The following is a 22971-nucleotide window of genomic DNA, read 5'->3' as shown; positions in this document are numbered from 1 at the left end:
CCTGAATCACTCCTGTTTTTCAAATGGAATAATAACGTTTATCTTTGTTCCAGTACCTTCTTCTGAGGAAATTGAAATCCTGCCATTCAACTCCTTGATGCTTTGGAATACTAAATATAACCCGAACCCCCTGTTTGCCCCCTTGGTTGAAAACCCTTTTTCAAAGATGCTCTTTTGAACCTCAGGGCTCATTCCTATACCATTATCCATTACAGTAATCGATAATTCTCCATCCGAAATCGGGATGATTTCAACGATCACTTCATTATTTTCACAATAGGCTAAAGCATCTAGAGCGTTATCAATCAAATTCCCAAGGATGGTCACCAAATCCTTCACGATATCTTTGTTTTTTGGTGTAGGCAAAAAGGTTTCATCCGTAAACTTCAGTTCAGATCCTTTTTCTCTGGCATAGCTAACCTTACCTAACAAAAATCCGGAGAGAACAGGATCTTTAATATTTTTTGTAAAGAAATCAGCTGCCGAAATACTCTGTTCCTTTAGGTCCCTCACATAACCTAAGATTTGATCATATAATTCTAATTGTACTAACCCGACTATGACATGAAGCTTATTCATAAATTCATGGGTTTGAGCTCGCAAAGCTTCTGCATATAAGCGGACACTGGTAAGCTGCTCCGCCATTAGCTTCATTTCACTCTTATCACGGAATGTTGCGACTGCACCAACAATTTGATCATCAACGGTAATCGGCACGATATTCATAACAATCACAAGCCCTTTATAGGAATATTCCTGATCGAGCAGTTTCAGGCCTGTTTCTAATACGGTACTGATATGGGAGTTCGGCAATATATCATCCACTTTTTTTCCATCAAATTGATCATTGGACGAAATATTTTTTAGTAATCGTTCCGCTTCTTGGTTTAAAAGAGTGATCGTGCCTGTTTGTTCCACAGCTAGGACACCTTCACGTACGTTTTTCAGCATGGCACTTCTTTGCTCGAGCAAGTTTGCAATCTCATCAGGCTCCATGCCAAACATGATTCGTTTTACCTTTTTCGCTAAAAAAACGGCTCCGATAATGCCGACTAATAATCCAATAAGAGCACTAATATAGATATTTTTACTAGTTTTATCCATTTGTTCTTGAACTTCATCTATGGCAATTCCGACTGCCACAGCACCAATCTGATTTCCTTTTTCATCATAAACGGGGGTAAAGAAACGGAGGGACATCCCTAAAGTTCCTTTGGCAATCGAAAAATTCTCTTTCCCCTTGTATACAGGTTTATCGTCGCCACCTACAAACTTTTTGCCAATTTTATTCGTGAGTGGATGGGATTTTCTAACTCCATTCATGTCTAAAACGACGACAAATCGGACATCTGTTGCCTTGCGGATTTTTTCTGCATAAGGCTGTATCTTGTCTTCGTCCTCTTTGTGGGAAAGCCCATTAATGACAACTTGCGACATCGCAACGGTCCTCGAAATATCTCTGGCCTTTTCTTCAATTTTGGATAATGTGGTCGATTTAACATATTGAATGCTTGAAATATAGGCAACTAAAAAACAAGTGCATATTACGGCTGTGACAAGCAGGGTGATCGTCGTTTGCAAACGAAGCTTCTTTCGTTTTTTCATTTCAATGTCAACTCCGTCTTCACATAGGATGCAATTTTCTAATGACTTTCTTTATTGTAAGAGGAAATGTGATATTTTTCGCATTTAATTGTTGCAATTAAGTGAATAAATATGTAAAGGAAGCGAGGAGGTGGAAAGGGTTGGAAGAACGCTGGGCAGTTCTTCCCATTCTGGAAAGCTCTGAAGCATGGGGGAGGTTCTTTCAATTCTGGATAGTCAGAAACATGGGGGCAGTTCTTCCCAATCTGGATAGCTCGGAAACACGAGGGCAGTTCTTCCCATTCTGGTAGCGGGGGAATCTCAAGAACCGTCCCTATGTTTCTTAGTCCTTCATTAATTCGTAGAGTAGTTGTTTGAATAGGTTATTTAGATCTTTAGTTTTTTGTGTTTTAAGCCATTCAACTTGATCAATTGGCAGCGTGAGTTTTAAGTTGATTTTTTCATTGGGCATCTCAACTTTTCTTATTTCTTCAAGGGTTATCCCCGCTTCTACGTTCGGAAACTGAGCGTTATTTTCATCGACTCGCTCGAAATCATCGTATTCATTATATTCCTGTTCATCTAGCTCACAAACTAAATTAAGCTGAGGCAGACCCCCAGGCAGTGTGTTTAGGAGCATAATCGAGCTAATAATTCTACCATCCTCCAGCTCTACTCCAATAATCAGGCTTTCTTCATCCTTGTATTTCTTTAATACAACCTCACTGACAATCACATCCAACTGCAACGTCTGCCCATTGCTTGATTCATATATATAAATTGCACTATTAAAAATATGTATATCTTGACCATCAATCTTCATTGATTTTACGGAAACCATTATTCTCCCCCTTACAGCCGAGAACCATCCCTCTGCTTCCTTTCATTAACCTTAATTATAAAGAATGAAAGGTTTGATTAAAATGGTTGGTATGTTTTTTTCACAAATTCGATGGTGGCTAGGGGGATGAAGATGGATTTCTCTGTCCTTGAATTATCTAAATCGGCGCTTTCTTAGGAACGATGGAGTATCTAGAGTGTCATCGTTCTTTTGCTGTTGTTCTTGATCTTGATCTCGAATGCGACGATTATACTCTCGTTCCGATTCATAATCTTCTCTTGCATTCGTATATTCATGTGTTGGTTCATGATACACTTGTGGAGCTTGCTCGCTGTATCCTTTTGATGTGTGACGATATTGGGTTTGATCGCTGTAACCCTGTGACGGTTCACGGTATTGGGGTTGATCGCTGTACCCCTGTGTCGGTTCACGGTATTGGGGTTGATCACTGTACCCCTGTGACGGTTCACGGTATTGGGGTTGATCGCTGTACCCTTGTGATAGGTCACGATATTCTCGAGGAGCTGACTGTCTTCGCTGTTCGTTAAATTGTGAATACGTTGCATCTTCTTCTGCTGAGCCAGATGTTGCATTTTTTGACTTTGACTGTTGAGCAAACCCAGTTGCGATTACAGTGACGATAATTTCCTTATCTAGGTTTTCGTTAATAACTGAACCAAAAATCATATTTAGCTCTTCATGTGAGGCAGAAGAAACAATATCAGCAGCCTCTTGTACTTCAAATAAACTTAAATTTCTGCCGCCGGTAATGTTCATTAGCACACCTTGTGCACCGGTAATCGATGTTTCTAGCAATGGACTTAATATCGCCTTTTTAGCCGCTTCAGCTGCACGATTTTCGCCTGTTGCAACTCCAATTCCCATAATAGCTGTACCGCGATTGGACATAATTGTCTTCACATCAGCAAAATCAAGATTGATTAAACCCGGTACAGCAATTAAATCCGAAATCCCTTGAACACCTTGTCGTAGCACATTATCCGCCTCACGAAAAGCCTGAAGCATCGGAGTACGTTTATCAACAATATCCAATAAGCGATCATTGGGAATAATGATTAAGGTGTCGACCGCATTGCCTATCGCTTCGATCCCCATTTCTGCATTTTTTGCCCGCTTACGACCTTCAAATTTGAACGGTCGTGTAACGACACCAATTGTAAGCGCCCCAAGCCCCCGCGCAATTCGAGCAATGGCGGGTGCCGCACCAGTACCTGTACCACCGCCCATTCCAGCCGTAACAAATACCATGTCTGCACCTTTTAATACTTCCTGTATTTCCTTTTCACTTTCTTCAACTGCCTTTTTTCCCACTTCAGGATTAGCACCTGCGCCGAGGCCTCTTGTCAATGCTGAACCAATTTGCATTGTGATGGGTGCCTTTGACTGTTTTAGTGCTTGTGCGTCCGTATTAACGGTAATAAATTCTACTCCCTCGACCCCATCTTCAATCATCCGGTTAACCGCATTACCTCCGCCACCGCCAACACCGATTACTTTGATTTTTGCTGATGGTTCTAAATCTGTATCATACTCAAACATTAATATTTGCCCCCCTGAATTTGGCTACGATTTGATTTATTTTTTTAATCTATTTATTTTAAAAAGAAAGAAGTTTTCAATATTACTAAGTATAAAATAGGAAAATATATTTTCCATTTAATACAGTTTAAAGTAAATAAACTTTAATGTTTGTAACATGAACGCCATGTTCTGCAATATCTTGACATCAAATTGGAATGTAACTCCTTAACAAAATCTAATAATTCACGTAATTTTCACAAAATTGGTCAGATTGATTTTATAAAATAAAGATAGTATTTGAGGAAGGATGTGAAACATGGCTTATAAAAACTGTCAGGAATCCAAAGAATTGCAGATATTAAAGAAGCTTAATGTGCGAATGAACTTGCCTCCTGCTTCAAAACAACGCTTGTCAAACCTAGTCAAAGGCTATGAAGGGGAAGTAAAGTTTGATGCCCAGCTCACTGATGCCGGGATCAGCGACAAATTTTTCGTATTAAATGATTTACTGTTAGAATGTGGAGGAAGTCAATTTCAAATTGATAATCTAATGATTGCACAGGAAACGTTATTTCCATGCGAGGTTAAAAATTTACAAGGAGATTATGTTTACCACGAAGATAATTTTTACTACTTTGGGACCACCAAAAAAAGGCCTAACCCGCTGCACCAGTTAAACCGTAGTGATACGCTGCTCCGAGAATTTCTCCTAAAAAACGGATTTAATATCCCCACAGAAAGATACCTGGTTTTTATCAATTCAGAATTTCAGTTATATCAGGCCCCTACAAATAAACAAATTATCTTTCATTCACAACTCAATCGATTTTTACGAAATTTAGATACCAGACCCAGTCTATTAAACGGAAAGCACAGAGAACTTGCTGAATTTTTACTTCAAGCACACATTATTGAGCCACCATACGACAAACTTCCACCGTATACATTTGACACAGTGCGTAAAGGATTTATTAGTGCCTGTTGCGGATCTTTGTATGTGAATATCGTTGGGAGAAGGCTTGTTTGTGGTATTTGTGGTCAGGCTGAAGACATTAGCTTAGCTGTTGTTCGAAATATAGAGGAGCTAAGACTGCTTTTTCCAGGGATAAAGGTGTCGACCAGAATGGTTTGGGAGTGGTGTGGGGGAGTTGTTGCGAAAAGGAATTTAAGAAGAATATTATTAAATCACTATCAAAAAATAGGAAACTGCAAATTTGCTTATTTCGAGGAAAATGATCCTTAATTGATTATGTTTCGTTATGGTCGTTATTAACCATCAGCATGTATATTTGAGGGTTGGCGTTGGTAGCTTTTTGTAAACCTTATATTCGGAGTGTGTTGTAGAGATCAGCATATTCTTAAGTGAACTCTTAAGAATATGCTGATTACCAAGTCTTTGTTTTGGTCAATAGACACTCTTTATTGACCACTTTCTTCGGGCTGGGTCTTCGTTTTGGTCAATAGAGCCTCTTTATTGACCACTTTTTTCTGGCCAGGTCTTCGTTTTGGTCAATAGAGCCTCTTCATTGACCACTTTTCTTCGGGCTCGATCATAGTTTTGGTCAATAGACACTCTTTATTGACCACTTTTCTTCGGGCCACGTCTTCGTTTTGGTCAATAGACACTCTTTATTAACCACTTTTCTCCTTGCCCTGGCCTTCGTTTTGGTCAATAGACACTCTTTATTGACCACTTTTCTTCGGGCCACGTCTTCGTTTCATTTGGTCAATAGACACTCTTTATTGACCACTTTTCTTCGGGCCACGTCTTCGTTTTGGTCAATAGAGCCTCTTTATTGACTACTTTTCTTCTGGCCGAATCATCGTTTTGGTCAATAGCTCTTCTTTATCGATTATTTTTCTAGCTTCTGTTTTGTTTGATAGCTATATGTTCGCTAATTTTCATAACAATAGAAAAAACCGCCACAAATTAACCAACAATTTGTAGCGGCTTTTCTTAGCAAGCACCAATACTTATATTCCCAAACAGGAGCATGAGACCCGCGTCCCCCACTTCCTAGTTTTCTTGAATTTCTCGACGGTTTTTCTTTAGCATTTTTGACAACACTTCGTATACAATTGGCACAATAATCAGGGTTAATAGCGTGGAGCTGGTCAAACCGCCGATTACGGTGATTCCGAGACCTTTAGAAATTAGGCCGCCACCGCCAGAGCCAATTGCTAGTGGAATTAATGCACCGATTGTGGCAATCGCCGTCATTAAGATTGGGCGTAGACGCGTTGCACCCGCTTCGAGAATCGCTTCGCGCATCTCCATTCCGCCGCGCTCCATGTGGATGATTCGATCCACCAACACAATTGCGTTTGTGACGACGATACCGATTAACATTAATAGACCCATCATGACCGATACGGAGATGGTTTCGCCGGCGATCAATAATCCGACGAAGGACCCGATTACGGCGAACGGTAACGAGAATAGAATGGCAAATGGTGCAAGACCTTCACCAAATGTCACCACTAAGATGAAGTAAACAATCGCGATGGCCGCAAGCATAGCAACTCCAAGCTGCGTAAAGGTTTCAGTCATGTCTGCTTGAACACTGGCAACGCCAATTTCAACGCCTTTCGGTAAATCTAGCTTATCTATCTCTTTTTTCACTTCGGATGTTGCTTTCGAAATATCTTCGCCGATGGCTGTACCAGAAACGGTTGCGTAGTATTCGCCTTTACTGCGCGCAAGTGTATTAAAAGTGGTGCCTTCCTTCACTTCAACCAGCTGTGATAAAGGCATCACACCACCAACAGCAGTTGGAACAGGAGTAGCCAAAAGCTCATCGATTGATTTTGGTGTTTTCGTTTGTTCTTGCTGAACGATGACATCTAGGTTGTCTCCGTCTTTTTCAATCGTTGTTAACACATCTTGCGATTTCATTGGGTTTAACATCATAACGATTTGACCCGTTGTTAAACCATATTGCAAGAGCTTGTTTTGCTCGACCTCAAAGGTGTATTCTACATATGCCGCCTCCGCACTTGAAGTAACATCCTTTAAACGGTCGCTCTTTTTCATAACCTTTTCGACTTTTTCAACGGAATCATATAGTTTATCTAGATTTTCACTGTAGAAGGTATAGCTGACTTCATTTGATGCTACCCCGCCCATAGATCCGAATTTCTGGCTCTTCCATTCACCTGACTGGTCAATGTTTGCTACATAATCCTCGATGTCATCGCGCACTTCTGAGAAGTTTTCCATGTCCGGGTCAAAGATGAGGTACATTAATGCACCGTCGCCTCCGCCACCCATCATCGCAGCTGTTGGGTCACCGGCTTCTGTAACGGAAATTTGAACAATATTAATATCATCGCGTTTAAGCATCTTTTCTTCTACTTTTGCTACGTTTTCTAACGTTTCTTCCTTAAGCTCACCAGCACCAGGAGTATACGTTAGATACATCACTTTATCTTCTTCGCTTCCCATAAAACTAAAGCCGATGATGGGCGTTAACGCCAGGCTTCCTGCTAATAAGACAATAGCCAAAACAGACGTAATAATTTTGTGGTTTAAAGTCCAAGCTAGCACACGCTTGTACCAGTTCGCTAATTTTCCTGCCTCTTTATGACTACTTTCGGTTTTTTCGGTATAAAGCTTTTTCTTAAATAAGAAATGAGCTAATGCCGGTACGATCGTAATTGCAACAATGAGGGAAGCTCCCAATGCAAACGTCATCGTTAACGCGAACGGTGCAAACAACTCTCCAACCATTCCGCCCACAAAGATTAATGGTGCGAAAACGGCAACCGTTACAAGTGTAGAGGACAGGATTGGCTTGAACATCTCAATTGTTGCTTCACGCACTAACGCACGACCGTTTAACTTTTCCTCTTTTAAATGAAGACGGCGATAAATATTTTCGACCACGACGATCGAGTCATCGATTACACGACCGATGGCAACCGTGATGGCCCCGAGCGTCATAATATTTAATGTAATTTCCAACCAGTGGATGATCAACATGGCCATAAAAATCGAAACTGGAATGGAAACGATTGAAATAATCGTTGATTTAAAATCACGAAGGAATAGCAGAATAATTAGGACAGCGATTGCTCCACCAAATACTGCTTTTTCAACCATTGTCGATACGGATTCTTCGATAGGCTTACCTTGGTCAAGTGAGACATCGATAACAAGACCATCGATTTTCTTCTTTTGTTCTTTTGCTAAGTCTTTCACTTTATTAACAACATCAACTGTGTTCGCTTCTTGTTCTTTAACAATTTGGATTGCAATCGCATTTTCACCATTTGTGCGGGAAACAGATTGGACTTTCCCAACCATTTCAACTTTTGCAATATCGCTTAATTTTACAAATGGAACCGGGTTAGTTGCAGATGGTGTGACAGGAATCATCATTCCCTTCAGTTCATCAGCAGTCATGAACTTGCCGTCAACAGAAACAGCCTGTTCACCTTCTTTGAATTCGTATAAACCTAATGAAACAGCCATATCACTGGCTTGAATCATTTGTTTGACTGTATCTTCTGTTATGCCGAGCTCAGCCATTTTTGCTTTATCATAGGTTAGTTGAACCTCTTCGATATGTTGGCCTGTGATTGTCGCAGAAGCAACCCCGTCAATCTTCTCGATTTTAGGAAGTAATACATCCTCAACAGTATTGGTTAATCTCACAATATCCTCAGTCGTGCTGCTGACACTAAGTGCGACAACAGGCATCATGTTCATACTAATTGCCGTGACAGTCGGCTCTTGTGCAACTTCAGGTAACTTCACATTATCTAATGCTGCCTCAAGTGCTCGCTTTGCCTCGTCCATATCAATTCCATATTCGTATTCCACTTGAATACTGGACATATTAGAATAAGAGTTAGAATAAACGAATTTTACATTTTCTAGACCTTCGACGGCTTTCTCGATTGGCATGGACACATCTTCCATTACCTTTTCAGGTGTCGCTCCTGGATAAACATCCATGACCATTAAATAAGGAATAGAAATATCAGGTATTGTCTCAGTTTTCATTTGTGTTCCAGAATAAATTCCGGAAGCTGTTATGATTATCGTAAGCAACCATACTGCTAGTTTATTTTTCAGGACAAAATTAACTAAACCTTTCACACTTACACCTACCCTTAATTGACTTGTCTAGCTCAATTTCTTATACTAATGACTAACGGGTCATTTGTCAACTAAAGAACCATAGGAGAGATATTAAAAAATGATTAAAAAACAATTAATTATGGAGAAAGCAATCGAGCTCTTTGCCAAACAAGGTTTCGAAGCAACCACTGTTCAACAAATCACGGACTATTGCGGTATTTCCAAGGGTGCTTTTTATCTGTCGTTTAAGTCAAAGGACGAATTGATTTTGGCCTTAATTGACCACTTTATGGTTCAGAGCACTTCGGACATTGACTATATAGTCAGAAATTCTAACAAAGATGTTCTTTTATATGATTTTTATTTTAAAATCTATCAGACCTATCAAAAACATTCCGATTTCGCCAAAATCTTTGTAAAAGATCAAACGTACTCCTTTAACAATGAGGAGTTCTTCAGGAAAATTAACTATTACGACCGGCTCATTGATAATAGTATTCTTTTGATGCTTGAAAGGCTGTATGGTGAGTCAATCGATGCTGTTAAATATGATTTAATTTGTTGCATTAAAGGGTTTATGAAAACCTATGCACACCTATTTTTATTTTATAGTTTTCCTGTGGACGTAGAGCTTTTAGCTAAATCGCTCGCTGAAAAAACAAACCTGCTCGCGAACCACACAACGATATCCTTTCTTTCACAGGAGAAAATCGAAATTCTGAAACAACCGCTGACAGAAACCATAACGAAGGAAGGACTGCTCGAAATCATCGATCAAAAAATCGCCGAAATGGAAGAATCGGTCGAAAAAGAATCATTGGTGCTGTTGCGTGGGCAAATCATAGAACCAACCATGAACCGCGCCATCGTCATCGGCCTTCTCGAAAACATTCGTAACCATCCGCACTGTAAGTGGATTGCTTATTTGTTAAGAGAAAGCATAGGGACGAAGCTTTTGCTTCCTTCATAAAAAAAGAGGCTAACCATTGTAGATGTGGTTAGCCTCTTTCAACATGATTACTACCTTACTTCAGTTAAACCTCTCCACCCTTCCACCCATTTCGACCAATTTCCCGGGAAACCAATTTTAATCAATCGTTTGATTAAAACTATATTAGGCTCCATTCTCCCAACGGTTTTCACCTTTATACACGAAAAAAGATTGTCATTTTTTAAGGTGGGCAGGCTTATTACTTTGATCTACCTATTTCCTAAAAGAACAAAAGCTGGAATAGTACGTTTTTCTAGTCCTAAAGCTCCCAACTTTGAAAATCATCCTCTTTTCGTTTTTCATAGCCTTTCATTCTCGAGTAAGAGTTAGACAGTTTGGCCAGAATGTAGCCTTGAGGGGATGCTGTCACAGTTTGGTTGTTTAACGCTTTAATATGAATGTTTGCAAACATATTTGCTATCAATGCTAGATTTTCAATGGTGTCCATTAATTCAGGGTTGTCATGATTGTTACTTTTGGCAATTGAGTAAATATAATCAAGTTTGTTCCTAATATGCTTCAGTGTCTCGACATCATAATAATCCTTGTTCATTGCACCACCCCTTATAACTAAAGCTTATGATGCAGAAACTAAATCGGAACAAAACAAAAAAATAAATATTAGTAAAAACACGAGTACGTCCCTGCGCTCCACTAGCAATCACTTAATTATTTCCACATCACAAGGGTAATTTTGCCTAAATTTCAAAAAAATCAAAATAATATATTGTCGATTCCTTAAGTGTGTTATATAATAAAAAACAATTAACAAACTGTTATAAAACAACTAATTAGGATTTTGAATTTGGAGCAGCAATTTGAGTTTGCAAAACAATCGAAACAGCCTATTATGGCAAAGTTGGCATCTGTTACTAGTTTTTGGGGAAAGATTTAGAAACATTGTTCTAAGGAAAATAATAAAAAAGGGGATTATATTATGAACAAAACAGATTCAATTGCTCGTAGAATTCTAGGTTGGAAGTTAAACAGATGGGATCGTTGGTATGATTATGAGAAAGGCGAGTTTATTCATGAAACCGAATTCCAGCCTGAGGAAAGCCTAGATCACGCCATGATCATTGTTGATAAATTAAGAGAATTTGGCTTTACCTTTAAAACACACGGATATTCAGATGTATCCTTTAACGATATTCACGCTACTGGTGAAACATTACCTCAAGCCATCACCAATGCAGCGTACTCCATCATCGAACAACACTCGATGACAGTTAGCAACAGACTTTGGCAAAAATTGTGCTAATCGGCAGCTGGGATTGATTTCACATACAACTTAGCATGGAATCTTTCCTTCCGCTTCGGATTTGGACTTATATATATATTATTCAACTGATTTTTAGAATAATGAAAGAGGCAAACCATCTAACGTGATTAGATGATTTGCCTCTTTTTATTAACCTGAGCTCAAAAATGATTTCCACCTGAGGGAGCGGACATCCGTTCCGTTATCTTTACACAAAGCGCTATTTTAACAGGCTAAGTGGACAACAAATTCGCTATTTGATAATTGATTGGCTTTATTCAATGGATTTAAACTAAATAAGGCATCCTGTGTCCTCCTAAGGACAGCATTAAGGGGATTTTTGCAAAATAAAGTCTTATATGTCCATTCAAAAACCAATCATAGATTAGGACAGACGAATCCGAACTTTTTTCAACAAAATATTACGGCGTAATGTTTTAAATGCATGAAGAAGGTTCAAAATTTGTCTAATTGTTTTTCTTTTCAATTATTACCACAGGAGTTATGATAAAAATCACCAATCATCTTTAATCTCATAATCTTCATATCTCTTCTTAAGGGAGTGGGTTGCATTGAAGCAAAGTCGGTTCTCCTCATTCCTTTTGCTCTCGGTTTTCTTGGTGTTTACTATTTGCCATTGCTACAGCAACGTTAGAGCGGATCAAACAGACAAAACCGTGAAACTGGTCATTAGTGATGAAAAGGAAGAGCCCTATCAATTAAAGAGTGACGATAATAAGAAATCTCCAATCATTGCAACTCAAGCGATTGACCTTACCTATTCACTTATATCCATTTTCTTTATAATATTTCTATTTGCATTCTTGTGCTTAAGCGTTTTTTTCCTTATACCTGTCTTTTTTCAATCGAATTATGTGATCAATGCTCCTTTATTTTTGCAAACAAAATAAAGGAGGAATCAATATGTGGGTTCGTTATGTTATGATTACAGCTTTTTCCCTTACAGCAACAAGCCTATTTTGGTTTCAGGGCGTAGAGATCTACCACGCCTTCCTTGATCTGTTTAAACAAAAATAAGGTCCACTCGATTTCCATTCATTTATGAACCTAATAATCAAAAAGATGAGCTGAGTGTCACTTGCGCTGTTCTATCTAGCCACAAAGTTCTTCCTAATAAAATGAAAAAGAGCAAAGATTGGTGTGCCATTGGCCGTCACCATCTTTGCTCTTTTCTTAATCTTTTACCCCAGTCTTCCTATAATTAAATTCCGTGCAAGTACTCACCAACCAGAATAAACACCCTATTTTAGCTTTTCCATTTGAGTGTGGACGCCTTCGATGGCTTGAGCGACTTCTTCCGCTTCTTTTGTTTGGATTTCGATGCTGGCCTCGAGATCTTTTGTTTGTTTGCGGACTTTTTCGACCTCGAATGCAATATCTTGTCCATATGAAGATTGTTCTTTAGTTGCAATTGTCATTTGATGAACCATTTCTTTAATTAGATTAATATTTTTTACGATTTCCTGAGCAGTTAGAGCCTGTTCGGTCGCTGCGTAGCTTACTGTATTCGAATGTGAGGTTACATTTTCGACTGCGTTGACGATGGCCATGCTTCCCTGAGCTTGTTCACCCGTCGCTAGCGAGATTTGATGCATCTGGTCCTTTGTATTAATGATTCCCTTCACAATTTCTTCCGCTGCAATCGATTGTTGTTTAGTTGAATGAGTCATTTCTAGCGCTTGTGACGTAACATTTTCAACCGCTTTGATGATGAATTCACTATTTTTCGTTTGCTCCTCAGTTGCTTTTGCAATATAATTCATTTCCTCCGTTACATTGGCGATTCCTTCTGTAATTTTCTTGATTGCTTCATTTGTTTTATCCGCAAGCTCATTTCCTATTTTCACCTTATGTGCACCATCATTGATTGAGGTGATTGCCACTGCAGTTTCAGCTTGTATGCCTTTGATTAGGATGGCGATTTCTTTCGTAGCCTTCGCTGAACGCTCTGCTAATTTCCGTACTTCATCAGCAACAACTGCAAACCCTTTGCCATGTTCCCCGGCACGTGCCGCTTCAATTGCAGCATTTAAGGCCAAAAGATTGGTTTGTTCGGCAATTTCATCTATAACTTGAATGATGCTGCCAATTTCCTCTGAGCTTCGTCCCAATCCAGAAATTACATTACTAGCATGTTCAATTACATTCGAAATTTCCTTCATTCCCGTCAATGTTTCATTCAAGGAGTTCATGCCAACAAGCGCGTCTCCCTTTACAGTGTTACTAAGTTCGTTCACCGTCTGTGTACTAGCTGCAACCTGCTTAATTGAGACGACCATTTCCTCAACTGTTTCTGAGGTTTTTTCAGAAGTTTCCGTCAAACTGACTGCGTTTCCACTTACGACTTTAATGGTACTACTCATTTCTTCAATAGCCGCAGAGATTTGGTCAACTCCAGTACTTGCATTTACAATACTTAGGGCGACCTGCTCAATCGATGCCATCATTTCTTGAATTGCTGAAGAGGTTTCTTCGGATGACTGGGAAAGTTGGCCTGCGCTACCTGCAACTAAGTGGATGGAGGTACTCATCTGTTCTATTGCAGCAGAGATTTCTTCCACTCCAGATGATATTTCAACTGTATTCCCATCAACCTGTTGAATCGAGGCTACGAGCTCACTTACGGATTGATTTGCTTTGTCCATCGACTGGTCTAATTCTTTAGCAGCTTTAGCTGTTTGTCCAATTGTTTGAAGGATTTCTTCTATTGAATTGGTGGTAATTCCCACATTTTTTACAACACCTGTTACTGAGCGCCCGATGATTCTTGTAACGGAAATAACAATAAGAATACTGAAGATCGTTGCAACTCCAGAGATAATACCAATCGTGATTTTACTGATATAAATTTGGTTATCATTTTCCTTAATGGTATTTATCATTGATTTATCAATTTTTATTTGCAACTTAGCAAGCTCTGTACGTGCTTTTTCGCCAATCGGTGTCATGGCAACAGAAAGATCTTCAAAGCCTGTTTGGTCTCCTTCATTGTATTTTTCTAATGCTAAAGGAATCATACTGGTATACTTGTTGAAATTCCCCTCAAATTCATTAAGGTTTTTTAAGCTTGAGTCTGGAAGTAATGGACGCAAATCCTTAATTTTCTCTTTAATTGACGCGATATCATCATTTAACGCTTTCTGTGAGCGCTGACGATTTTCCTGTGACTTTTCAAGCAAATAGTTTGCGAGATCAAGTCTCATTTGTGTCATCAGATCATTTAGATCGGAGGTAATTTTCCCCTTCAACGCTTCCTTTTTGGTAATCTGATCAAGCGAATCTGACATTTTGGAGAAGCTAAGGAAAGACGTGGTGCTAATGATGAATAGCATGACTAAGATTGAAATGTAACTAGCCCACTGTATTTGTTTTATTGACAACTTTTTAAACATGTTAATCCTCCTGCAAAATTCTAAGTTAGTTTTTTTAATAGTGTGATTGGGTGTTTATCTAGTAAAAAAAATATTTAACAATTAGATTTATATTACCATTTTTTATTTGATTTTTTTTGATTGTTTTTGATAAATTTAAAATTTTTTTAAGGAAGAAAAATGCAAATTACTTTTGATTTGCGTGACCAAAAAAGATCATCATCAAGGTAAATACAAATTAATCCTTTCCTTCCCAAACAAAAAGCAGAGATTGTTTCGATCATTACCGATACAAGCTTCTGCTCAATGTTACTATTCTGTTTACTTGACCACCACAAAATCTCATACAAAACATGTAGTATCGAATCAGATTATAGCAATCGTTGGAAGCACAAGAATCATCCAGAATGCTTCCGTTACTTTGACAAAATAAGCTGGTCGTTGCTGTGATTTGGTGGGACGATTGGGTAGACGTTTTCCTCTTCGATTACATTGAACTCCATTAATGCTGGGCCGTCGTGAAGAAAGGCTTTCATGATAACTTCCCTTGCTTCATCCTCTGTATTAGCGCGATAGCCTTCAACCCCATAGGCACAAGCAAGTTTAACAAAATCTGGCGAGGTCATTTTTACTGAAGAATAACGACGATCATAGAACATTTCCTGCCATTGGCGCACCATGCCCAAATACCCGTTGTTCATAATTGCGATTTTTATTGGAAGCTTATAATGAACAGCCGTAATCAATTCCTGGAGATTCATTTGAAAGCTTCCATCCCCAGAAACACAAACAACCTCCTTCATCGGACTGCCAACCATCGCTCCAATCGCTGCCGGCAGCCCATAACCCATCGTCCCTAATCCACCAGATGTCACAAGCGTTCTTGGTTTTGTAAAATGATAATGGTTAGCGGTCCAAATTTGATGCTGTCCCACATCAGTAACCACAACCGTGTCTTCACCTGAAAATTCATCGAGCATCCGGATAACCGTTTGCGGTCTCAAAATACTATTGGATTTATCAAAACGAGGGACTATCCGTTTCATCGTCGAAGTCACCCCGGCCCATTCCTTGATGTTTGACTGGGTCTGTTCAAAATCAAGATTTTCTTTTACAAACTGAAGGAAATCATTCGCATCACTAACAATTGGCAAATCAACCTGTATGATTTTGTTAATTTCAGCAGGATCAATATCCACATGGATTTTTTTCGATTTTGGTGAAAAACCACTGATTTTTCCAGTTACTCGATCGCTGAACCGAACTCCAATTGATACCAATAGATCACTTTGATGGACTGCCTTGTTTGAAGCAAAGGTTCCATGCATTCCTAGCATTCCTAAGTGATTACGATCAGCTGCCCGCATCGCCCCAAGCCCCATTAATGAACTGACCACTGGAATCCCTGTCAGCTCGATAATCTCTCGTAAAACCTCTGCCGCACCTGGAACTGATTACGCCACCACCAATGAAAAACACAGGTTTCTTAGCCTGTTCAATCAGTTCAACAGCCTTGGCGAACGCTTTATCGTTTGCCATTTTTACAGGCTTCAGCCGGTTTTGGATTTGGAAGATCAAAACAGCTTAACAGTGTAGGTTGGGCGAGTACCCCATCAGTTATTTCAACGATCACTGGACCAGGTCGCCCTTCAGCAGCTACCTGGACAGCTTGCTGTATGATCATTTGGATTTCATCAACGTTAGTAATCGTAAAGATATGCTTCGTAATCGGAACATTTACACCAGTAAAATTTAGTTCCGAGCTTGATTCCCTCGTCATTTTGTTAAAATTGGACAGTACAGTGACAACAACAAGTGGTACTGAGTCGCTATAAGCAGTTGCAATTCCTGGTCACACCATTCGTCACACCTGAAGCCGTACTTAGAAGGACCACTCCAGGCTTCCCAGTTGCTCTTGCGTAACCGTCAGCTGCATGAACTGCAGCCTGCTCATGTTTTAATTGTATGTATTTTGCATCTGAATAATCTGAAATAATTTGAGGGAATGACATAAATCTATCACTTTGACACCCAAAAATATCCCTAACTCCATTCTTAATCAATGATTCTACTAGCAATCCTGAACCCGTCTTCTCTTTAACATCAATCAATCTATTCACCACATTCAATAGTTTTTTAATAGTTTAAATTATCTGACACGATTTGTATGTGAGTTAAGTCATAAACAAACTATCTTTTTTGAATAATCAGATGAATTTTTGTAAAATAGTCAAGCCTAGGGGTTGCTATCTTGTTTTACTGAGTTATTAAAACCGGAGTGTATTTGGGAAAAGAGTGATTATACATTAGAAGCACAACTTAAACCCGAAGGTAAAATATCTGCAAAAGATAAAGAAATTCAACAAGTTAATATTAAAGAAACATTAGAAGAAATAATCGAAATTTTTAAAAATAGAGTAGGCGCATGAATTTATTCATGCGCCCCTCCTAACAGATCCGTACGGTAAGGTCATCACATACGGTTCATTATATTTATCTCACTAGAATAGTTTCTTCAACAATTGAAATCTTTCATAAAAGGTAATGTTTAACTATTTAGTACCCTGAAGTTTCAACAGGTTCGTCTACGGTGCCTACAATCGATACTCCATTGCTAGTACCAATTCTAGTTGCTCCGAGCTGGATGAATTTTTCTGCATCACTTTTAGTTCGAATTCCACCTGAAGCTTTTACTGCTACTTCTGACCCGACGGTTTCTTTCATTAAAGAAACCATGCTTTCTTTAGCACCACCTGGGTCCAAATCCTGTGGAAGTTTTTACAAAATCAATTTTTACTTTTTTCGCTATTTGGCAAACTTTCACTACTTCTTCTTCAGTTAAATAGCAGGTCTCAAGGATGACTTTAATGATTATGCTCTGATTTTCCTCTTTTATCGCTACAAATGCTTCCATCTCAGCCTCGACACTAGCAAAATCACCATTTTTTATATCGCTAACAGAAAGAACATAGTCTAATTCTGTGGCACCATGTTCAAGAGCCAGCTTTGCCTCAAATATTTTTGTTTCAGTTACATTTGCACCAAGCGGAAAGCCGATTACTGTACAGACTTTTACACCAGTATTTATTAATAGCTCACTAGCTTTTTTTACATACTTTGGATTAACGCATACGGAAGCAAATTGGTGTTCTGCTGCTTCCGCACACAATTTTTCAATTGCCTCTATAGGGGCATCTGCTTTCAACAAAGTATGATCAATATATTTTTGCAAATCCATTCATAATCAGCCCCATTTATTTAATTTCTGCAAACTTTTTCGTATCGTCTAAATATTTATCGACATTGCTCTCATCGATTAGTCCAGTTCCACCGTCAACATACTTTTCTACATCTTCGCCATTACCTGCTTTAACAGCTGTTTCAATAGCTAATGTTCCCAATGAAATAGGATCATTGATAACCGTTGCTTTATATTTCCCACCTTTGATTTGTTTGACTGCTTCCATTAATCCATCAATCCCTATAATCTGTACGTTTTCTAGCTTGCCTGCTTTTTCAAGCACTTGCATGGCACCAAGAGCCATATCATCATTATGTGCATAGACTAGATTTACATCTGGATGAGCTTGCAATAAATCTTGCATGGCCGCTACTGCTTCGGCACGAATATAGTTACTATATGGTCCTTCGACCACTTCAATCCCAGATTCCTTGCCTACAATCTCATGGAAACCACCGTGACGAGCTTGCATAACGGTTCCACCGGCATCACCTTGGATTTCAATAATTTTCCCTTTTGCTTTCCCCGTACCACCAAGTAATTCAACTGCCTTTTTTCCAGCTTCTCTACCCATTGCTGTGTTGTCTCGACCAATATAAGATAAGACTTCTTCCTTTGTATTTCGGTCAATGGTAATAACAGGAATGTTAGCACGTTCTGCTGCCTTTAATGCTGGTGAAACCGCAGATGGATTTACTGGGTTAATGAGTAAAACATCAATACCTTTAGTGATCAACGACTGCACATCTGCATTCTGCTTTTCAATATCATTTTGTGCATCGACAACGATCAGTTCCACGCCTTGCTTTTCAGCTTCTTGTTTGGCACCGTCCACTAATGATGTGTAAAATGGAGATTCAAGTGTTACCTGGGAAAAACCAATGACTAGTTTGTCTTCTTTTTCTTTACTCTTCTCTCCATCGCTCGTGCTGCTCTTGCTGCTACAAGCTGTTAGGACCAGAACTAAAACCATTAGAATCGCTAAAAATTTGATATTTTTTCTCATTAATGTTGCCCCCTATTTTTTATTTGTCATCAATTGGTTCATAATTAGAGCAATGACAATGATCAGTCCCATAAAGATCGATTGATAATACGATGAAAGACCTAATAGATTAAATATATTTACAATCATGCTCATGATTAAAACCCCAATGAAAGTTCCGCCAATACTACCTTTTCCCCGGCTAAACTTGTGCCACCAATGACGACTGCTGCGATGGCATCTAATTCGAGCCCATTACCTGCTGTGGGCTGCCCTACTGTTAGCCAGGCTGACATGAGCACCCCAGCTGCCGCAGCCAGCGTACCAGAGATAATAAATGTGAACGTAATATACTTTTCCACTGAAATACCTGATAAACGCGCGGACTCCGCATTCCCACCTACTGCGTAAAATTTCCGACCAAATGTCGTGAATTTTAATACGATAATGGCGATAATGGTAAACACAATCCAGATAATTGCCGGGACAGGTATATTTCCCATCACACTATCTCCTAGTGCGGTAAAAACAGGTGGCAAATCATAGATTGGCTCTCCATCGGTTGTTAGTAGTGCAAAACCTCGCGCACTCACCATCATAGCAAGTGTCGCGATAAACGCAGGTACCTTAAATTTCGTGGAGATGAACCCACTAATGAAGCCCATGATAGCCCCAGCCAAAATAGTAAGCAAAATCGCTAGGCCTGGGTTCAACCCCTTTGTGAGCATAATCGAAACAAGCATTCCTGAAAGCGCAAGGACTGCACCAACAGAAAGATCAATACCAGCCACCAGGATAACAAACGTCATACCGATCGCGACAATTCCTACGAATGCTGATTGTTGAAACACGTTTAGTATATTTTGTGTCGTTAGGAATTTATCAGAGAGTATACTTCCAATTAAGAGAAACCCAACAAAAATAAAGAATAGATTGTACTTTTTGATAAAATCTAAAATATTAAAATTTCTTTGTTTCGATACTTCTACTTCTATTGATTGTGTATTCGTAATCATAAAGGGCCTCCTTGAGATAAGCTTAAGAACCCGATACAGCCGCGTTCAAAATCTCACTTTTATAATTAGTGGGGGATGAATATTCTTTGATCACCTTTCCTTCAAACATCACGAGCACTCGATCGCAAATAGCTAACAACTCATCAATTTCAGAGGAAGCCACGATGATACTGGTTCCTTGAGAAGCTAACTCTTTCATTATTTTATAGATTTCATCTTTTGCCCCGATGTCGATCCCTTGGGTTGGTTCATCAAATAATAATAATTTTGATTGGTTTATTAGCCATTTTGAAATAATAACTTTTTGTTGATTTCCTCCACTAAGATTACGAATTTCAGTGTCTGGACTAGGGGCCTTTATACTTAATTTCTTAATCGCCTCTAGCATCGACTCTTTTATTTTCTTGTTTTGGATGAACCTGTTTTTCGAATAACGATTTAACGATGGCAGAAAAGCATTTTCTTGAATTGATAAATCTAATATAACTCCCTCAGTTTTTCGATTTTCCGGAACGAATCCCATTCCTTCATCTACTGCTTTTTCAGGTGAGATGATCTTCTTTTTCTTTCCGTCTATGAAAAGCTGACCATCGACAATTTTGTCTGCCCCATATATCGCCCGGAGCAGCTCTGTTCTTCCAGATCCAACTAGCCCATATAGCCCTAGGGTTTCTCCCTTTCCAACTGAAAATGAAACCCCTTTCAACTTGTTGTTTGAGAATTTATGGATTTTTAAGTACTCCTCTTTCTGTTCAAAAATTTGATCTTTACTCTGCCTTTCGATTCTTCTCCCGGTAATATGCTGGATGAGCTCTGGCTGGCTGACATCCTTAATCTCCTCGGTGATTATCCACTCACCATTTCGAAGAACGGTTACGCGATCGCCAATAGCATATAATTCATCTAATTTATGTGAAATATAAATGATGGTGTAGCCCTGTTTTTTTAGCAATCTCACAACATCAAATAGTTTATTTACCTCATCACCTGATAGGGCTGTGGATGGTTCATCCATTACAATAATTTTACAATCAGAAGCAATTGCCTTCGCGATTTCAGTCATTTGCTTTAAGCCCATACTCAAATCTCTCACTAATAGGTTAGGAGAGAGAGTGAGTCCAAGTAAGGCAAAAAATTCTTTCGCTCTACTATTTACTTTGCTCCAAGTAATAAAGCCGCCTTTTGGCTTTAAATAATCTCCAAGAAAAATATTTTCAGCAATACTTAAGTCTTCAACAAGGGAAAGCTCTTGATAGATGGTCGCAACACCCTGTGCTTTACTTTCAGATGGTGAAGTTAATTTCACTACTGTTCCATTTAATAGAATTTGTCCTTCGTCCATTGTATAGACACCGGATAAAATTTTCATTAACGTGGATTTTCCTGCGCCGTTAGCACCAATTAAGCAGTGGACTTCACCTGGCTTAACAGAAAAATTTACATTCTGCAATGCTTTAACACCTGGGAATGACTTTGAAATGTCTTTCATTTCAAGTACATATTTCATGACTTTCCCCCTTTCCTTCTTTTATTTTTCTCATGATTGGAAATAGAAGTTGATTTAACTCTAGATAGATTTGGAAAATATCCCCATACTGAGCCGTTTTATTCAGATCGGGTTCAAATACTTTTTGCATCGTGACCATTTGATTGGATGCTTGTTTAATAGAAGGAAATAATCCAATTCCATACGCAGCAATAATGGCAGCCCCTTTTGTGCCGGCTTCCTCATCTTTTGGTATATAAATAGGAAGTCCTGTCACATTACTTATCATCTGCATCCAACCAGTGTTTTTCGTTCCACCTCCCCCAGCAATAATTTTTTTAACTGGGATGGAGGAATTTTTAAACGTCTCAATTACGTTTTTTGTCCCAAATGCGATTGACTCTAATATCGCACGATAGATATGAAATTTTGTGTGCGAAAGCGTAAGTCCGATAAATGCTCCAGATGCATAAGGCGTTTTATAGGGTGTCCGATTTCCTTTCCAACTGTCTAGGACAATCAATCCTTCACTTCCCACCTCGATGTCTTCCATATTTTTTTCTAGCTCTGCAAATATTTCATTAAAATCTGAACGTCCAGAATAAAATTCATTGAGAAACCACGTAATAATCGACCCGCATGATAATTGGCCCCCTTCAAGCAACCAATGACCATCAATCAACGGAGAATCATACGGCCCCCACAAAGAATCATTGAAAATAGGATGATCGTGGTGCATTAAGTGAACAAAGCTTGTTCCAGTAATCATGCTTAAGTGCCCATTCTCTAAAGCACCAGACCCAATCATTCCGATATGGGCGTCAATTCCGCCTTGAAATACGGGTGTACCCGCTGTTATTCCAAGTTCAAAAGCGACATGTTCTGTAATTTCTCCCACCTTTTCGCCAACCTTTAGAACTCGGCTTGGCCAATGATTAGTAATACCGTCTAAACCGATTTCTTGGAAAAATGGCTCAGAAAAACCGCCAAGATGGTCAACGTAATTCCATTTGCAGGTCGCATTGCATTTAGAGGCAACCACTTCTCCAGTCAACATGTAGTTCATCCAATCAATTTGCTCGAGAATATATTTGTCGGACAAATCATAATGACGCTTGAGCCAGAGTGACTTCGTGGTCATCCATTCAACAGAGGTCTTTTTTCCCGAAAAAAGCAAGCGCTCTTCCACAACTGGATTGGTATTACGATTAATCTCCTCTTCTTCGTCCACCGACCTTTGATCCATCCAACACTGTGCAGGTGCAACCGGTTGGTAGGATTTATCCGTTAAAACAACCGTTGAGGAAGTCGCACAAAGTGATATTCCACTAATTAATCCCAAATCGATCTTTTCCTTCGCTTTTGCTAATACATCCTTAAGAGCTTGCCACCAATCATTTGGATTTTGCTCAGATAATCCAGCTTGGGTATGGTTTGTTCGGTATGCGGAACTTTCACTCAAAAGTAATGTTCCAGTTTCGTTATAAATGCCCACCTTTAAAGACTGGGTCCCCAAATCGATTCCTAATAAATAGTTGGTGGTCAT

18 protein-coding genes and 3 pseudogenes are annotated in these 22971 nt (G+C 39.1%); 4 read left to right on the top strand and 17 right to left on the bottom strand.

What is annotated here, in order from left to right; genetic code table 11:
• Positions 1-6: 6 nt before the first annotated feature.
• The 3 genes and pseudogenes from dcuS to ftsZ all read right to left on the bottom strand — a co-directional run.
• On the bottom strand, positions 7-1605 hold the full coding sequence (gene dcuS / locus RGF10_RS02820) for a DcuS/MalK family sensor histidine kinase (protein ID WP_318507100.1): 1599 nt from the start codon (positions 1603-1605) through the stop codon (positions 7-9).
• A gap of 322 nt (positions 1606-1927) precedes the next feature.
• Positions 1928-2425 (bottom strand): hypothetical protein, encoded by a 498-nt coding sequence (locus RGF10_RS02815; RefSeq protein WP_318507099.1) that lies wholly within the window; start codon positions 2423-2425, stop codon positions 1928-1930.
• Between the two features lie 600 nt (positions 2426-3025).
• A pseudogene (gene ftsZ / locus RGF10_RS02810) lies at positions 3026-3985 on the bottom strand (cell division protein FtsZ); the annotation flags it as partial.
• 298 nt (positions 3986-4283) lie between these two features.
• Here ftsZ and RGF10_RS02805 point away from each other — a divergent pair.
• Positions 4284-5210, top strand: coding sequence for a nuclease-related domain-containing protein (locus RGF10_RS02805; RefSeq protein ID WP_318507097.1), 927 nt, complete (start codon positions 4284-4286; stop codon positions 5208-5210).
• A gap of 774 nt (positions 5211-5984) precedes the next feature.
• Here RGF10_RS02805 and RGF10_RS02800 read toward each other — a convergent pair.
• Positions 5985-9071 (bottom strand): efflux RND transporter permease subunit, encoded by a 3087-nt coding sequence (locus tag RGF10_RS02800; protein ID WP_318507095.1) that lies wholly within the window; start codon positions 9069-9071, stop codon positions 5985-5987.
• A gap of 100 nt (positions 9072-9171) precedes the next feature.
• Here RGF10_RS02800 and RGF10_RS02795 point away from each other — a divergent pair, with 100 nt between their 5' ends.
• Positions 9172-10023: a TetR/AcrR family transcriptional regulator gene (locus tag RGF10_RS02795; protein WP_318507093.1), complete on the top strand. Its 852-nt coding sequence runs from the start codon at positions 9172-9174 to the stop codon at positions 10021-10023.
• 280 nt (positions 10024-10303) lie between these two features.
• Here the strand turns inward: RGF10_RS02795 and RGF10_RS02790 are convergent, their stop codons facing one another.
• Positions 10304-10597, bottom strand: a complete 294-nt coding sequence (locus RGF10_RS02790) for a hypothetical protein (RefSeq protein ID WP_318507091.1) — start codon at positions 10595-10597, stop codon at positions 10304-10306.
• A 384-nt stretch (positions 10598-10981) separates the two neighbouring features.
• Between RGF10_RS02790 and RGF10_RS02785 the strand changes: the two genes are divergently transcribed.
• Positions 10982-11305: a BC1872 family protein gene (locus RGF10_RS02785; protein ID WP_318507089.1), complete on the top strand. Its 324-nt coding sequence runs from the start codon at positions 10982-10984 to the stop codon at positions 11303-11305.
• A gap of 572 nt (positions 11306-11877) precedes the next feature.
• Positions 11878-12216, top strand: a complete 339-nt coding sequence (locus tag RGF10_RS02780) for a hypothetical protein (RefSeq protein WP_318507087.1) — start codon at positions 11878-11880, stop codon at positions 12214-12216.
• Between the two features lie 351 nt (positions 12217-12567).
• Here the strand turns inward: RGF10_RS02780 and RGF10_RS23735 are convergent, their stop codons facing one another.
• The 12 genes and pseudogenes from RGF10_RS23735 to RGF10_RS02725 form a co-directional block, all read right to left on the bottom strand.
• Positions 12568-13488, bottom strand: coding sequence for a methyl-accepting chemotaxis protein (locus RGF10_RS23735; RefSeq protein ID WP_412176710.1), 921 nt, complete (start codon positions 13486-13488; stop codon positions 12568-12570).
• Between the two features lie 759 nt (positions 13489-14247).
• Positions 14248-14718: pseudogene (locus RGF10_RS23730) on the bottom strand (MCP four helix bundle domain-containing protein); the annotation flags it as partial.
• 395 nt (positions 14719-15113) lie between these two features.
• Positions 15114-16094, bottom strand: coding sequence for a thiamine pyrophosphate-dependent enzyme (locus RGF10_RS02770; protein WP_318507083.1), 981 nt, complete (start codon positions 16092-16094; stop codon positions 15114-15116).
• Positions 16051-16236: a hypothetical protein gene (locus RGF10_RS02765; protein WP_318507081.1), complete on the bottom strand. Its 186-nt coding sequence runs from the start codon at positions 16234-16236 to the stop codon at positions 16051-16053. The genes RGF10_RS02770 and RGF10_RS02765 overlap by 44 nt, the downstream gene beginning before the upstream one ends.
• Positions 16223-16477, bottom strand: a complete 255-nt coding sequence (locus RGF10_RS02760) for a hypothetical protein (protein ID WP_412176673.1) — start codon at positions 16475-16477, stop codon at positions 16223-16225. The genes RGF10_RS02765 and RGF10_RS02760 overlap by 14 nt, the downstream gene beginning before the upstream one ends.
• 49 nt (positions 16478-16526) lie before the next feature.
• Entirely contained in the window at positions 16527-16808 is a 282-nt protein-coding gene (locus tag RGF10_RS02755; RefSeq protein WP_318507080.1) for a thiamine pyrophosphate-binding protein, read from the bottom strand.
• A gap of 445 nt (positions 16809-17253) precedes the next feature.
• A pseudogene (gene deoC / locus RGF10_RS02750) lies at positions 17254-17935 on the bottom strand (deoxyribose-phosphate aldolase).
• 16 nt (positions 17936-17951) lie between these two features.
• Positions 17952-18944 (bottom strand): substrate-binding domain-containing protein, encoded by a 993-nt coding sequence (locus RGF10_RS02745; RefSeq protein WP_318507078.1) that lies wholly within the window; start codon positions 18942-18944, stop codon positions 17952-17954.
• Positions 18945-18956: 12 nt separating this feature from the next.
• Entirely contained in the window at positions 18957-19079 is a 123-nt protein-coding gene (locus RGF10_RS02740) for a hypothetical protein (RefSeq protein WP_318507076.1), read from the bottom strand.
• 2 nt (positions 19080-19081) lie between these two features.
• Positions 19082-19939 carry an ABC transporter permease gene (locus RGF10_RS02735; protein ID WP_318507074.1) on the bottom strand — a complete coding sequence of 286 codons (858 nt, stop codon included), beginning with the start codon at positions 19937-19939 and terminating at the stop codon, positions 19082-19084.
• A gap of 22 nt (positions 19940-19961) precedes the next feature.
• On the bottom strand, positions 19962-21446 hold the full coding sequence (locus RGF10_RS02730) for a sugar ABC transporter ATP-binding protein (RefSeq protein WP_318507072.1): 1485 nt from the start codon (positions 21444-21446) through the stop codon (positions 19962-19964).
• Complete coding sequence (locus RGF10_RS02725) at positions 21430-22971, bottom strand: FGGY-family carbohydrate kinase (RefSeq protein ID WP_318507070.1); 1542 nt, start codon at positions 22969-22971, stop codon at positions 21430-21432. Before RGF10_RS02725 ends, RGF10_RS02730 begins: the two co-directional genes overlap by 17 nt.

The organism is Bacillus sp. T3 (genome assembly GCF_033449965.1).
Lineage (GTDB): Bacteria > Bacillota > Bacilli > Bacillales > Cytobacillaceae > Bacillus_BU.
Note: the sequence above shows the minus strand (reverse complement) of the source record. Positions and strands in the feature narration are given on the sequence as shown.

What these genes read in the sequence shown, in the direction of transcription:
- dcuS (WP_318507100.1), bottom strand. Translation starts at nt 1,605, where the DNA reads ATGAAAAAACGAAAGAAGCTTCGTTTGCAAACGACGATCACCCTGCTT.
- RGF10_RS02815 (WP_318507099.1), bottom strand. Translation starts at nt 2,425, where the DNA reads ATGGTTTCCGTAAAATCAATGAAGATTGATGGTCAAGATATACATATT.
- RGF10_RS02805 (WP_318507097.1), top strand. Translation starts at nt 4,284, where the DNA reads ATGGCTTATAAAAACTGTCAGGAATCCAAAGAATTGCAGATATTAAAG.
- RGF10_RS02795 (WP_318507093.1), top strand. Translation starts at nt 9,172, where the DNA reads ATGATTAAAAAACAATTAATTATGGAGAAAGCAATCGAGCTCTTTGCC.
- RGF10_RS02790 (WP_318507091.1), bottom strand. Translation starts at nt 10,597, where the DNA reads ATGAACAAGGATTATTATGATGTCGAGACACTGAAGCATATTAGGAAC.
- RGF10_RS02785 (WP_318507089.1), top strand. Translation starts at nt 10,982, where the DNA reads ATGAACAAAACAGATTCAATTGCTCGTAGAATTCTAGGTTGGAAGTTA.
- RGF10_RS23735 (WP_412176710.1), bottom strand. Translation starts at nt 13,488, where the DNA reads ATGAAGGAAATTTCGAATGTAATTGAACATGCTAGTAATGTAATTTCT.
- RGF10_RS02765 (WP_318507081.1), bottom strand. Translation starts at nt 16,236, where the DNA reads ATGGCAAACGATAAAGCGTTCGCCAAGGCTGTTGAACTGATTGAACAG.
- RGF10_RS02760 (WP_412176673.1), bottom strand. Translation starts at nt 16,477, where the DNA reads ATGACGAGGGAATCAAGCTCGGAACTAAATTTTACTGGTGTAAATGTT.
- RGF10_RS02745 (WP_318507078.1), bottom strand. Translation starts at nt 18,944, where the DNA reads ATGAGAAAAAATATCAAATTTTTAGCGATTCTAATGGTTTTAGTTCTG.
- RGF10_RS02740 (WP_318507076.1), bottom strand. Translation starts at nt 19,079, where the DNA reads ATGAGCATGATTGTAAATATATTTAATCTATTAGGTCTTTCATCGTAT.
- RGF10_RS02735 (WP_318507074.1), bottom strand. Translation starts at nt 19,939, where the DNA reads ATGATTACGAATACACAATCAATAGAAGTAGAAGTATCGAAACAAAGA.
- RGF10_RS02730 (WP_318507072.1), bottom strand. Translation starts at nt 21,446, where the DNA reads ATGAAATATGTACTTGAAATGAAAGACATTTCAAAGTCATTCCCAGGT.
- RGF10_RS02725 (WP_318507070.1), bottom strand. Translation starts at nt 22,971, where the DNA reads ATGACCACCAACTATTTATTAGGAATCGATTTGGGGACCCAGTCTTTA.